We start from the raw sequence: 12,406 nt of genomic DNA, 5'->3' as shown, positions 1-12,406 counted from the left end.
ATCGGACGACCCGAATCTATGACCAGATCCACGGCCCGCTGTTTGAACTCTGCAGTGTATTTCTTTCGCTCTGTCACGATGAGTAAGGCTCCTACTAACCTGTCTCACTCAAGCATACCGGCGCACTGGCGATTTGTGCAATCTAGGTATGGTGGAACCTATGATTGATGAAGGGCACAATATGTGGGCTTTGGGGACGAAAAATGCTATTGCTGAGGCTGCTGCCCAAGAGTTGTTAGATCATGGCTACGCGGGCACCTCGTTGGCTAAGATCGCTAAAAGGCTTGGCCAGACTAAAGGAGCTTTGACGTATCATTTTCCCACCAAGGCAGATTTTGCCACGTATTTCATCATGGTGCTTCGCGGTGCTACCTCGCAGGCAGATGCTTATGCTAAAGCTCACTACCCAGAATGTGGGGCGCGACGACTGTTACTGTATTTCTTGGTGATGGACTCGTGGCAAACTACTGAAGCACAACTGGCTGCAGGCATGACGTTACTAGGCGATAGCGCTTCCCCGGCCCTTGAAGCAGACGAGGTGATTCGAGACTGGTTGTCCATTAGTGTTGATGCCCTGCAGGTGTGTCAGTCCGTCGGTGAGCTGGATCCAGGTCTCTCAGTGTTAGATGGGGCCGAGATGTTTCTGGTCACGATTCTTGGGGCTGGGTTGTTCCGACATCATCTACGCTCTAGTGTCCCTGGCACCAAGCCTTTGCGGTTTGTGCGTTTCGCACTGGCTGCGGTTGGGGCCCCCACGGTGGACGAGTACGCCCACGAAGTGGTGTCACGATACGCCCACCACGTCCCGACACTGGAATATACCTGGCTGCAACGATTTGCATAGTGTGACTTGCTAGCCCTAGGCAGGGCGGGAGGGGTACTTGGTCTGGCTCGCGTCGGTTGGGGGTCGTGAGTTACCACGCCACAGGTAGATACCAGCGGCTAAGAGCGTTGCTCCAAAAATGATGGCCCACCAGGGGAAACCGGGAAGGTCGGAGTCGAAAGGATACTCTTGTTGTTGGTCTATGGTATCGATGCGGTCACCGGTGACTAACAGCCGATGAGTATTGAGGCCGATTGGTGTGCAGGTCACCAACGTCATCTGATCTCGGTCAGCTTCTGAGACCAGGCTCTCAGTTTCGTGGGGCAAGACTTCTCGAATTGAACTGACTTTGTAGGAGATCTGTTCCCCGTAGGTCTCAATGAAAAACGTATCCCCTTTTTGTAATTCTGGTAGATCGGTAAACATCCGGGATTGCGCTAAGCCTGAGTGGGCAGTGATCACAGAGTGAGTACCCTTCCCACCCACTGGTAGTGCTGTCCCATACAGGTGGCCGGCTCCTTTGAGGAGCGTTTCTTCTGAGGTCCCATGATATATCGGCATATCAACGTCGATCGTGGGAATCACTACTCTGGCCATGACACCGGTGGGGACACCTTCTAGTTGGCTCAGATAGTGTTGATAAGACTGTGTATCAGTGCCTGCCAGGCCTTGGGTAAATGGATCGAAGGCGATACCAGCATTGAGGTCTTGATTGTATTGCCGTGCATTATCCAACACGGTTTGGCGCTGTTGAAGCGTCGTGGCATCGATTTCCACGTGATAGTTATCTAACAACGCCGCCTGGTTGAGCTGCGAAAACCAGTTTGCAGTCATCGGGTAGAGCAACAAGACGACACCTAAGAACGCGACGCCAAGAAATTGCAGCTGGTTTTTGACAGGCGTTGTGCGCCGGCTGGGTCCTGTCATCGGTCACGGTTCCTGACCAGGTAAATGCCCCACAGAACCACGGCGCCGAACAGGATGATGCCGCCAGCCAGATAGAAAACGGTAGTTGAGGGCCCACCATAATTGGGGGCTTGGTCAATAATTGTGGGTTCTGGCTCAGGTGAGCCCAAGATGCCGGGCATCCACAACAGATAATACATAGGGTCCCCTCGGGGTGTAGCTGTGGTTTCGTATCAGACACAGCACAACGTGCGGGATGGATCTAAACAGACCCATCCCGCACGTTGTGTGATCAGCGACTTACCGGTTAGTGATGATGCTAAGTGTGCTGTGGTTAGGCGGTGGCCTTACGACGGTTCCGTACGTAGAGCCCGCTACCAATCAGCAGCAACCCGACACCAGCGGCAACGAACATCCAGGTACCAGCAGCACCGGTTAGTGGCAGTTCAAAGTCTGGCTGTTTGGTGTTATCAATTACATAAAGTTCGGTGCTGGCCCCGGCAGTCACGGTGACTAGACGAGGAGAATCATCCAGCTGGTAACCGCTTGGGGCTTTTGTCTCGACCAGGTAGTAGTCGCGAGAGTTTTCTGCACCTGCGTTGAGCGGTCCGATATTCAACGTGCCATCGCCACCAGTTGTAAACGTCGTTTCACCGTTGATGGTGATCGCATTGACCTGGTTTTGTGCATCAGATGCAGTCCGGAAGATCTGGAATTCAGCGTCCCCGAGCCCTTTGGCATTATCAGCGTCTTGTTTCTCTACACGCACGGTGCCCCAGTGTGTTTCGGTAGGCGCTGTAGTGAAGTCATATTCTTGATCATTGATCGTAGTGAATTGGGTGATGTCGTTTTCAATGACTCCCTCACCGATATCGACACCCTCAGCAACACTGGTATTGACCTTATAAGCAAGCTCTTGACCCTGGTTGGCCTCTACTGAGGCTAACCCTTGTGCAGTCAGTGTCATGGTGATGGTCTGTCCGGACTGCGCCACAGCATATTGGCTGCCTTCTGTCCAGGATGTGCCACCGTAGGTCACCTCTGAGATGTTTTCAAAGACCAGCCGACCATCCAATACATCCTGGTAGCGAAGCTCGTTGAACACATCATTGGGTGCAAGCTGTGGAGCGGTTGCCGATACATTCCAGGTAATAATGTCTCCAGCCCCGGCAGCAGCACTATCCGAGGTTTCATCAAGTTCTTTACTGACCTGAGTCAGTGAGTTCTTGGGGTAGACATGAAGATCGTAGGTCCACTCATTATCAATAGCCGTAGGAATCACGACTAAAAATGGTTCGGCTTTGCGCACGATGTTGTTGCCACCCTGGTCTTCGCCTTCGGTAACCAGGTAGACCCCGACGTCAAGACCACCAAAAGTGGTGGTCCCGTTAGCATTAGTTTGTTGTGCCCCAGCGACAGCTTCCAAGTTGCCTTGCACATCAGCCGGTGTCAGGTTTTCCAGCTGATCCCACTGGGATGGATCAGCAAGGTCAATGTTAGTGACTTTATCTACACGAAATTCCACGCCGGCCAGTGGATCTGGCAACACGCCTTGATCTGCGCCGGTGGCGGGTTCGCCTGCGGTTTCCGGTTGGGCGTGTTTGTGGACAGTAATGGAACCAGTGGCTTTGAAATCGATATTGCCTTCACCTGCCGGTGCGGCCTGCGCTGCTGCGCCAACGCCAAACAGAGCCAGCAATGTCATAGTCAAGACACCAATACTTGCAAGCATGCGTTTACTCAGAGAGATGTTCTGAGTACCCATAGTGTACTTCCTTTCGGTGGGTTGTGATGAGCCGTTGAGTTGAGATCAATTCGTTGTGGTATCGCGACGCAGCGACCATCCCAGTCCTGATAGCACAAGCATCGCCAGAGCGGCTGCACCCATCAAGGACCATCTGGTACTCATCGCGCCGGTCAGTGGCAGTTCACCTGGCTGCAGAGGGTCATTGATAAAGGATCCTTCGAACACGAATTCTCGGTCAGCGCCGGTTATTTCAAATTCTTGAGGTTCCGAGATCAACTGGAAACCAGCAGGCGCTTGAGTCTCTTGCATCTCATAGCTGCCCCAGTGCAGGCCCTCTACCCGGATGGTGCCCGCGGTGTCGTCGACATCTAATGCACCGTTATCCACCACCTCGACCACACCATCGGTACCAAAGGCTGCTGGACCGGTAAGCTTCCATTCAGAATCCCCCAACGGGGTCCCATCAGCATTCGTTTTGGTCCATTCCACAGCCCCCGGCAGATCAGCGTTGACCAGCACACATTCCGTGGCAGTATCTGGCTGAATAGTCAGCGGCCCGTCAAGTTCTTGGGGTTGTCCATCATCGACAGTGCAGACAATTTGTTCCAGTACGTACCCGGCCGCTTCAGCGGCCAGCCCTTCTTGCCCAAAGGTCTCGGCAATGGTGTACTCACCGGGAGCGACTTCGCGAGTTTGGCCGTGTTCAAAAACCACCTCATCCTCGGCACGGGTAGCACTTAAATTCCACTCAGATGGGTTTTCAGGTGCACCATAACTGGTCTGGAATTCTTTGAATAAGGTCAGCGTTGGGATGGCAATATTTTCAAAGGGCACTTCAAAAGTATGATCAATATTGGAGCCATCAATAGTAAACGAAACAGTCTGCTCACTTCGTTCATACCCAGCTGGAGCAATAATTTCTTCCAGCTCGTAGTCACCCCACCACAGATTTTCGACCTTGAGATAGCCGTCTCGATCTTCAGTATCGTATTCGCCGTTGTCTTTGATGATGATCGACCCGTCATCGCCGAACCCAGCTGGACCGGTCAGCTTCCATTCGGATCCGCCAAGATAATCACCATCGGTATCAGTTTTCTGCCACGCAACACTGCCCGGGTGATCCTGATTCGTAAGCACACACTCAGTTGCGGTGCGTTCTGTGATCGTCAGGTTCCCATTGGTCAGCCGGAAAGGTGCTGCATCGTCAGTCTGACAGGTAAGATCGGAAAGTTCATAGCCAGCCTCTTTGGCACTGAGCTGTTCTGTGCCAAACAATTCTGAAATCGTGTAGTCACCGGCATCAATGTTGCGTGTTTCGCCAGACTCAAAGTGCACGGTATCGGCACTATCTGGTGTAGCAGTCAGCGTCCAATCTGCAAGATTTTCTGGTGCTCCATAGCTGGTGTCAAACTCTTTGATCAACGTAAGTTCGGTATCCGCCAACGCAGAGTTCGTGAATTCACACGAAATAGACTGGCCAACCTCAGAAACGGTGAGATCAAATTCGGTACCTTGACCACTTGCTAGCTGGGTCCCCGTCGCATTGGTGCATACATAACTACTGTCGTATTCAGACAACGGGGAAGCTGAATCCTGTGTCATAGTCTCGCGCACGGTATACGTATCGTTATACAACACCGCAACCGGACCAATCTGTTGAACTTGCTGACCAGTAGTAGCGCCCTGAGTCGTCGCCGTCGCGAATACTTCACCATCAACGAGCACGCTCAACTGGAACTGATCAGCAGGATCCTTACGCCCGTCAACATTTTTCGTCACCGTCAACGATGACGGGGAATTACAACTGGCTAAGTCGGTGCTGTTATTGAGCACACCCTCATAAGTCGCAAGAAGGCTCCAGTTGGTGGGATTATATTTATACAGGCTGGTCTGCGTGCCTAAATATATGGAACCATCCGGATCAAAAGCTATCCCGTTAGCTGACGTACTGCTAGTCAACGATACGACCTCGGTGACCGACGACTGCATATTGCCTCCACCGACTAATTGATTGACGGAAATCGTGCCAATAGCAGCTTTGGAGTTACCACTGACGAGAAATAACAGGTCACCTTGATCGTTGAATGCAATATCGCCGTTTGCGGCACTAATGGTGGTTGTGGAAATACCGGTGTCAGTGAAACCGACATACTCCACCGTGTTACGGGCAGCGGCATACCGCCAGACCCGAAATCGGTGTTGTCCATTCTGCGTTTCATAACCGCCGAAATAGTAATCACCCGTCGCGAGATCAACTGCGCCAGCAACCATATACCCGGAAAAAGCCGGAGAGTGTCGGTAATCAGCAATTCTTTGTGGCGTAGAACCAGGACCATCCCACCGAATAATCCGAGTGTGGGTTGGATAGGGTGAACCGCGTAACCGCTGATAGGCATACGAGGGCGAACCATTCGCCCCGACCCCCAGTCCGTTATAACTGCTGCCGGCGCCTACCGAGCCAAGCTGGGTGCGCTGATTGCCTGGAGCAGCGTTCAGGTTAATCTGGTCTACCTCTCCACCGCCCCGATTACTGTACACATACCCGGGTTCACAAACCAACGCGCTCTCAGCAGCGGCCTGGGCACTATCCAACGGCTCAACTCTTGCCACCGCAGCCGAGGAACCCTGGCTGGCTTCAACAGATAAAGAGGGCTTCTCCTCCTGGACTTCTGTCAGCGTCGTGCTTGCCGCAGCAGACGACTCTACGTCCTGGAGTTGTGACGAGTCTTCTAAGCCCAGCGACTCACCAGCACTAGGGCTACTAGCAGGATCTTGCTCAGGTGTAGACGCCACGCCACGTGGTGACGGTGGGGTAGTTTGCGTTGCCACTGCCCCAGTAATAGGCAGAATTAACATTGCCGAGATTAAAATGGCAAGCAGCGCAACTAATCCGCGGCGAGACACGGCAGAGCTCATAAACTTCTTTCTATACAATTTCACGACACGAAAACCCGATCAAGCAGCAACTATTTTCCAAATAGACGCAGCAGAACCCACCGGAAAAACACTCGACGACGTGAGGACCTAGACGATCGTTTCAATAAGTGAGTATAGAGGCAGATTCAACAGAAGTCAGCTTGTGTCCACAGCATGAAGCCAAACCTGACAAGGTACAACACTGTTGTATGACATTAGTGGCCGCCACGAACTGACAGTCCTGGACCACACAGAATGGTACGCACCGTCATAAAAGCAGCCAACTTCGGCTCCTACCAACACGAGAAAAATATCGACCGCCACCCCCTCCCGGCACGGTAGCACGCATCAGTCCGCTGCTACGGCAGCGGACTGCTCCACCCAAAAACCGACACGGGATGCGTTAGAAAGCCACCGAATGTCAAGCATGTTGCGCTCTACACTTAGCTACACACTCCTCACCGGACAACTAAAATGGATACGCCATTGAACGAGGTTTCAGAAACGTTCGTTTTTGCTACAACGTTCTCGAACTTTCGTATTGTCAGTCATGAATCAATGAACATCACGTTTTAAAATCATGAGCAGTGTTGCAAAAGTCAGTGCCAGAATCTATGTTGCGGATCTTTCATGGGGTCACGAGTACTGCTACATTGGTGCCATGGGATATGCGCTGGGCTACTGTCATTTTCAGAAGCTGTCTGCACGAATATCAGAAGTCATCTGCGCACCTCTATGGTGGCACTACGTGACGCAATAACGGATCTACGTCCCTAGCAGCGCGCCTATCAGAGCCAGGGGTATTGCACGGTCAATGTCGAGGTGACCCAGTTTATTGGTCGGTCGAAAATGGAGTGCTCTTCTGCAAAAACAGCAAGAAGGCTATTCCAAACTGGCCGTGGGATCTATGAATTAAATTTCTTCAGAAGTGGCGCTTCTGCCGATTGACTTTTGATGTGTTTATATCGAGAATCGATATATGATAAATCGTACCGTCGTGGCCGTGCTCCGTATTTTGCTCATCGGAGCCCTTGCAGCCACCATCATTTTGCAAGTCATCGGCCTACCCTGGCTCTCGGGTGTCATGGCTCAGGACTACCCCGCCGAGGCGTATATGCGGTGGCCGATACTGGTGTTGGCCATTTTGGGTCTTGGGTGCGTCGAGGTTGGGATCATCTGCACGTTGCGTCTGATCAGCTTCACCCTGCGTGACGAGGTCTTTTCCCGACGAGCATTGCGCTGGGTTGATGGCATTATCGGAGCGTTTCTCGCCGGAGCCCTGGTCTGCCTGGCCACCATCGTTTATCAGTCCTTTACCGTGGGTGGCCCTCCCGGATGGATGCTAGTGCTGCTTTCCGGCGTCCTGGGCGGCATTGGCCTGGCGTTGCTCATGGTCGTCATGCGCAGCCTGCTCCTCCAAGCAACAAGCTTGCGTACCGAGCTAGCCACGGTGATCTAATGAGTATCGTGGTTCGGATCGATGTCCAGCTCGCCAAACAGAAGATGTCGGTAAACGAGTTCGCTGAACGGGTTGGCATTACGCCAGCCAACGTTTCCGTGCTGAAAAACGGGCGCGCCAAAGCGGTGCGATTCAGCACACTTGCAGCCATGTGCGAAGTTTTGGACTGTCAGCCGGGTGATCTTCTGGAGTGGGTGCCCGACGAAGATCACTGAGCGGCCACCCCACTCAGACGCCTTCGCTTCGACGGCGGAGACAGCTGCACGCGATAAACGATGCCCGCCCGAAACAACAGCCTTAGCTCCCTACTTGGCTGTGACTCGCAACTTCGTTTGGCGGCTTTTCGCAGCTTCATGTGGCGGTCTGACCGTCACTTACCTGTTGCTACCTTAATGCACCACTTAGAGTGCCGGAGCTGACTAAGGCGGATAGATGCGCGTGTAAAAGCGCGTATGCCATCATGCGATTTTCTGTACTTGAGGCACCATAGACAGTATGGATAAAACGCCTGAGAACGGTGCCCCGACTGTAGACGATGTTCGGCTATACGAAGCGCACATGGAACGCATAAAATTACGGATTGAGGAAGCTAGGGGGCTGCTTTATAAAAAGCCTTCTGATGAACGCGACTTGCTTTATGCCGTCCTTCAGTTGCGAATAGCTATTGAAGAAACTGCCTGTGCCTCATTGATAGCGAACCGTGCTTCTTTCGAAGATGCTGAGAAAGCATTTCGATTGAAGCGATTCGAGGACGTGCAAAAGGCTTTAAAATCCTTGAACCCATCCTATTGGCCAGAAGCAGTGAAGGAAACGGCGCCTGAATCTAAAACAGGAGCAGTAGCTAGTTTTAATCCCGTCGAAGATGCACTAACTGACGCTGATTGGCTGAAAATCTGGGGAAAGCTTAGCTCTATGCTCCATATGCAAAATCCGTGGTTACCGAAGCACGATATAAAAAGAAATCATCAATTCGCAAGAACCGTTGTAAATAAGCTGGTGACTACTTTAAATTCTCACGTCACGAAGCTTGTTGGAGGGAAATATTTTGTCATGGCTCAGGTCTGGGCTTCGCCAGTTCGCGCCTATAGTTTCGGTCTGGTTCCTAACTCAGATACCTGACCGGATAGGGACTTAGGCAAAACTGCATAGACTTTCTGCTGTCTAACCAGGTATACCTGCGTAGGCAGTCCTCGCCGCTTCCGGCACCCACGCGAACCTGTGATCTCCTCCGCTAACTGGGGGGTCATTCGATGCTTCGTGACGGCGTTGGTGACGGCGTCGATTTCTTTGATCTTCATGACCCGCTGCACTAGGGACCGAGGCAACTCGCATCGCGAACCAGGCGGGCACCGAAATCGAGGCACTATACACCTTCCAAGAGGCCACTCTCCTCCAAGTAGCGCATGGTAGGACAGCGATCCACGTGACAGAGAGCCATTGCTGGACCGGTGCCGCAAACATCAACGGCAACAGGTCCAGCTCGCGAGCATCCCCGAAAAGACCATTGCTGACCACTTAGCACTCCTTACCATACGTATGGTAGGTTAATCGGGTGACTACAAAACCAATGCTTCTCGACGCGCCACTCGCTGTGCTGCGTGCGGGTGAGACACTGACCATTGATGCTGTTGCGCGTGAGGCCGGAATGACCAAGCCGGGGGTCGTGCATCATTTTGCGACCAAGGAGGTTCTCACGCTGGCGGTGCTCGAGCATCAACTCGACTTGTGGGAGGCAGAAATCCTAGCGCGTGCCGGGGCAGATGCCAGTGCCGAGGACCGGTTGCTGGCGTATGTCGAGCACACACTCCTAGGCGATATGGACACCTCCGATCTCGTTCTGCTCGCCGACCCCAAACTCCGACACAAGCTCTCAGAGCGGTGGGCCGACCGCATGAACACCTGGTTTGGCCATTTGGACGAACCCCACCTCACCGCAGTTCGTCTCATCGCAGACGGGGCGTGGATCAACCGTTGCCTGGGCTTACTCGACATGGACGAGGAGATCCGCTCTGCCACTGTTGCCCTCGCCTCCGAACTTCTCCAGAAAGGAACGAATCTGTGACCCAACAAGAATTGCACGAACCTGACACTCAACATGTACAGCACGAGCCTGTGAAGATGTGGCTCTTTCTTGCAGCCGCGATCGTCCTTGAAGTCACCGGATCACTTGCGCTAAAAGCAGCGCTAGACAACCCCTTCTTCTATGCGGTCGTCGTCGCTGGCTTTATTGGCTCGTTCGCTTGCTTATTCAAGTCCCTGCGCAACGGCATGAATCTCGGCGTTGGGTACGGCATCTGGGGAGCGTGCGGCGTGGCACTGACGGCGGCGATGTCACGGGTCATCTTTGGTGAACCGATTACGCTGCTTATGGGCATCGGCATGGCCGTCATCATCGCGGGAGTGTTGCTCATTGAATTCGGTTCACACATGGCTCAGAAACCCGCTCACAACGACGTGGTGGTGACTCGATGAATACCCTCGCCCTTGTCAGCCTCATGATCGCGATTGCCGGTGAGCTTGCCGGTACGATGTCCCTGCGCATGGCCAGTAGCAGTGGCCGGAAACGCTGGTGGATCGGCGTCGTCGCCGGCTACGTTGTCGCATTCAGCATGCTGTCTGTCACCCTTGCTCAAGGGGTCCCCCTTGGCGTGGCCTACGGCATCTGGTCCGCAGCCGGTGTGGCCATTACCGCGGTCTTGAGTCGAATCTTCTTCAAAGAACCCCTGACTTGGGTCATGAGCATCGGCATCATCTTGATCGTCGGCGGTGTCCTGTTGATCGAGGTCGGCGGAGTTCACTAAGCCTGAACACCCTCCCGGGATCTACAGCCCTGCAGGGTCGAAGCCGGCTCAGCTCCCCGCGCCGTCGGCTGGCGCTGCACCGCGTCTTCGCCCACCGTCCTCGGGTCAGCTGACGCCGCACAAACAGCGCCAGGCGTGCTATTTCTCAGTCCTCTGCGACTGGCCTGGCCGTCTCCTGCAAACCCAGCACGCGCCCATCGCGCACCACAGCAGTAACAACCCTCGTATCGACTACCCGATTGTCCACTTCATGCTGTTCCAGAAACTGGCAGACGCCCGGAATCAAATGGGTCATGTCGCTGATTCTGATCCGCAGCCCAGGGCGAGAACCGCCCCCGCGGCTGAGCCCCGAGCGAAGTGCAGCCAAATCTAAGAGCTCGCCGTGGACTGTCACGAGAGAAAAGTCGGGGTCATGCGCATCGAGAAAGGCTTGGAAACTGCCTGGCTTACCCTCGCTGAGCCAGTCCGCCAAGTGATCATGATGCGAAACCATCAGCCGGTGGAGGTAGTTCATGCCGTCACCCTAACAGAACAGCGTATGCCCTTCAGGTAGCGTAACCAGACGTGGCCTAGACGACTACGAAAACAGTTTAAGCGAGATTCTTACTGGCCCACGTGTCAAATCAGGTATACCCTTTTACACACCTTGCGGTCCGACGAGAGTATGCTGTGTGACTGTTAACTTCGTTTGGCGGCTTTTTGCAGCTTGGTTTGGCGGCTTCAGGTCAGCCCACCATTAGGGTTATTCGGGCGGCTTCGACCACGTCGTGGGTGAGGGTGCTCAGCTGTCGTCGGCAGGGAGTTGTTGAATGCGCCGGTAGAGGGTGGCTCGGGACATGCCAAAGTCCCGGGCGACCTGGGTGGCTGGCTCCCCGGATTCGATCAGTTTCATCGCGCTACGGATCTGGCTGTCGGTGAAGGCTCGGCGTCGGCCGCCCAGATCTTTGCCAGCGGCCCGGCGTTTAGCTACGGAATCGGTGATCCGTTCGCGCTTGATGTCCAATTCCATCTGCGCCAACGCGGCCATCACGGTGAACACCATCGACCCCATTGGAGTGGAGGTGTCCACGTCACCGCCACCCAGATTGAGCACCCGCAACCCCGCACCCCGATCCCGCAGCTGTTGGGCGAAGGTGAGCATGCTCTGGGCGGACCGGCCCAACCGGTCCAACGTCGCAATCACCAACGTGTCACCGGATTCCAGGGCTGCGAGGGCTTGATCGAACCCCGGACGGGAGGTTCGAGCCCCCGAGACCCCATGGTCGACATAGAGATCATCGCGGCGAACACCGGCGGCCACTAAGTCCTCGATTTGACGGTCAGCCTGCTGGCCACGAGTCGACACCCGCGCATACCCAATAAGTTTATTCATGCCACCTCACACTGTCTTACAACCCACGCTGTTGACACCATTCTAGACTCGGGTTGCAGGACAGGGCTGCAAGACACCCAAATGCTTGAAATTGTGTGAGCCTCAAAGTTTGGATGAGACGTCTCGCAAGCCATCCGTTGCAAGACGCTACACCTGATGCCCGGCACCGCTCGTCCCCATCGCCCAGCTGCGACCGATAATGCAACATTGGGAAATTCGGAGAGTGCTAGTTCAGTATCCGCTGTATAGTTCAGTCTATGCTGATTAATGCTGCTCGTTTAGATGTGATGCACCGGTTGGGTCGAGCCATGGCCGATCCGACACGGTCCCGAATTCTGTTGACGCTGTTGGAGGGGCCTGAATATCCGGCAGTGCTTGCCCG

13 protein-coding genes and 1 pseudogene are annotated in these 12,406 nt (G+C 54.0%); 8 read left to right on the top strand and 6 right to left on the bottom strand.

The genetic code is table 11. The features are described from left to right. Window positions 1–160: 160 nt before the first annotated feature. Entirely contained in the window at window positions 161–844 is a 684-nt protein-coding gene (locus A6F49_RS14940; protein WP_043055346.1) for a TetR/AcrR family transcriptional regulator, read from the top strand. Between the two features lie 15 nt (window positions 845–859). On the opposite strand, the gene A6F49_RS14935 is transcribed toward A6F49_RS14940, so the two are convergent. The 4 genes from A6F49_RS14935 to A6F49_RS14920 form a co-directional block, all read right to left on the bottom strand. After that, window positions 860–1,750 carry a class C sortase gene (locus tag A6F49_RS14935; protein WP_043055347.1) on the bottom strand — a complete coding sequence of 297 codons (891 nt, stop codon included), beginning with the start codon at window positions 1,748–1,750 and terminating at the stop codon, window positions 860–862. Beyond that, on the bottom strand, window positions 1,747–1,929 hold the full coding sequence (locus A6F49_RS14930; protein WP_043055348.1) for a hypothetical protein: 183 nt from the start codon (window positions 1,927–1,929) through the stop codon (window positions 1,747–1,749). Before A6F49_RS14930 ends, A6F49_RS14935 begins: the two co-directional genes overlap by 4 nt. A 134-nt stretch (window positions 1,930–2,063) precedes the next feature. Next, on the bottom strand, window positions 2,064–3,494 hold the full coding sequence (locus A6F49_RS14925; RefSeq protein ID WP_043055349.1) for a SpaH/EbpB family LPXTG-anchored major pilin: 1,431 nt from the start codon (window positions 3,492–3,494) through the stop codon (window positions 2,064–2,066). A gap of 45 nt (window positions 3,495–3,539) precedes the next feature. After that, window positions 3,540–6,392: a SpaA isopeptide-forming pilin-related protein gene (locus A6F49_RS14920; protein WP_043055350.1), complete on the bottom strand. Its 2,853-nt coding sequence runs from the start codon at window positions 6,390–6,392 to the stop codon at window positions 3,540–3,542. Window positions 6,393–7,371: 979 nt separating this feature from the next. Here A6F49_RS14920 and A6F49_RS14915 point away from each other — a divergent pair. From A6F49_RS14915 to A6F49_RS14890, 6 genes are all read left to right on the top strand, one after another. Beyond that, window positions 7,372–7,851 (top strand): DUF2975 domain-containing protein, encoded by a 480-nt coding sequence (locus A6F49_RS14915; protein ID WP_043055351.1) that lies wholly within the window; start codon window positions 7,372–7,374, stop codon window positions 7,849–7,851. Continuing rightward, window positions 7,851–8,066, top strand: coding sequence for a helix-turn-helix domain-containing protein (locus A6F49_RS14910; protein WP_043055352.1), 216 nt, complete (start codon window positions 7,851–7,853; stop codon window positions 8,064–8,066). The genes A6F49_RS14915 and A6F49_RS14910 overlap by 1 nt, the downstream gene beginning before the upstream one ends. Window positions 8,067–8,346: 280 nt before the next feature. Beyond that, a complete protein-coding gene (locus tag A6F49_RS14905) occupies window positions 8,347–8,970 on the top strand; it encodes an MDR/zinc-dependent alcohol dehydrogenase-like family protein (RefSeq protein WP_043056602.1) in 624 nt (207 codons plus the stop codon). 433 nt (window positions 8,971–9,403) lie between these two features. Beyond that, on the top strand, window positions 9,404–9,913 hold the full coding sequence (locus A6F49_RS14900; protein WP_052499916.1) for a TetR/AcrR family transcriptional regulator: 510 nt from the start codon (window positions 9,404–9,406) through the stop codon (window positions 9,911–9,913). Further along, on the top strand, window positions 9,910–10,323 hold the full coding sequence (locus A6F49_RS14895; protein ID WP_456072993.1) for a DMT family transporter: 414 nt from the start codon (window positions 9,910–9,912) through the stop codon (window positions 10,321–10,323). The genes A6F49_RS14900 and A6F49_RS14895 overlap by 4 nt, the downstream gene beginning before the upstream one ends. After that, complete coding sequence (locus tag A6F49_RS14890; protein ID WP_043055355.1) at window positions 10,320–10,652, top strand: DMT family transporter; 333 nt, start codon at window positions 10,320–10,322, stop codon at window positions 10,650–10,652. Before A6F49_RS14895 ends, A6F49_RS14890 begins: the two co-directional genes overlap by 4 nt. Before the next feature lie 145 nt (window positions 10,653–10,797). Here A6F49_RS14890 and A6F49_RS14885 read toward each other — a convergent pair whose 3' ends face one another. Together A6F49_RS14885 and A6F49_RS14880 are read right to left on the bottom strand one after the other, a co-directional pair. Next, a complete protein-coding gene (locus A6F49_RS14885; protein ID WP_043055356.1) occupies window positions 10,798–11,166 on the bottom strand; it encodes a hypothetical protein in 369 nt (122 codons plus the stop codon). Window positions 11,167–11,433: 267 nt separating this feature from the next. Next, window positions 11,434–12,024 (bottom strand): recombinase family protein, encoded by a 591-nt coding sequence (locus A6F49_RS14880; RefSeq protein ID WP_043055357.1) that lies wholly within the window; start codon window positions 12,022–12,024, stop codon window positions 11,434–11,436. Between the two features lie 257 nt (window positions 12,025–12,281). Here A6F49_RS14880 and A6F49_RS17510 point away from each other — a divergent pair. Beyond that, window positions 12,282–12,406: pseudogene (locus tag A6F49_RS17510) on the top strand (Cd(II)/Pb(II)-sensing metalloregulatory transcriptional regulator CmtR); the annotation flags it as partial.

This window comes from Enteractinococcus helveticum, assembly GCF_001657475.1.
In the GTDB taxonomy this organism is placed as follows: Bacteria; Actinomycetota; Actinomycetes; order Actinomycetales; family Micrococcaceae; genus Yaniella; species Yaniella helvetica.
This window is presented reverse-complemented; position numbering and strand designations above follow the sequence as displayed.

Excerpts from the sequence above, each read along its gene's own strand:
- A6F49_RS14940 (WP_043055346.1), top strand. The coding sequence starts at position 161 with ATGATTGATGAAGGGCACAATATGTGGGCTTTGGGGACGAAAAATGCT.
- A6F49_RS14935 (WP_043055347.1), bottom strand. The coding sequence starts at position 1,750 with ATGACAGGACCCAGCCGGCGCACAACGCCTGTCAAAAACCAGCTGCAA.
- A6F49_RS14930 (WP_043055348.1), bottom strand. The coding sequence starts at position 1,929 with ATGTATTATCTGTTGTGGATGCCCGGCATCTTGGGCTCACCTGAGCCA.
- A6F49_RS14925 (WP_043055349.1), bottom strand. The coding sequence starts at position 3,494 with ATGGGTACTCAGAACATCTCTCTGAGTAAACGCATGCTTGCAAGTATT.
- A6F49_RS14920 (WP_043055350.1), bottom strand. The coding sequence starts at position 6,392 with ATGAGCTCTGCCGTGTCTCGCCGCGGATTAGTTGCGCTGCTTGCCATT.
- A6F49_RS14915 (WP_043055351.1), top strand. The coding sequence starts at position 7,372 with ATGATAAATCGTACCGTCGTGGCCGTGCTCCGTATTTTGCTCATCGGA.
- A6F49_RS14910 (WP_043055352.1), top strand. The coding sequence starts at position 7,851 with ATGAGTATCGTGGTTCGGATCGATGTCCAGCTCGCCAAACAGAAGATG.
- A6F49_RS14905 (WP_043056602.1), top strand. The coding sequence starts at position 8,347 with ATGGATAAAACGCCTGAGAACGGTGCCCCGACTGTAGACGATGTTCGG.
- A6F49_RS14890 (WP_043055355.1), top strand. The coding sequence starts at position 10,320 with ATGAATACCCTCGCCCTTGTCAGCCTCATGATCGCGATTGCCGGTGAG.
- A6F49_RS14885 (WP_043055356.1), bottom strand. The coding sequence starts at position 11,166 with ATGAACTACCTCCACCGGCTGATGGTTTCGCATCATGATCACTTGGCG.
- A6F49_RS14880 (WP_043055357.1), bottom strand. The coding sequence starts at position 12,024 with ATGAATAAACTTATTGGGTATGCGCGGGTGTCGACTCGTGGCCAGCAG.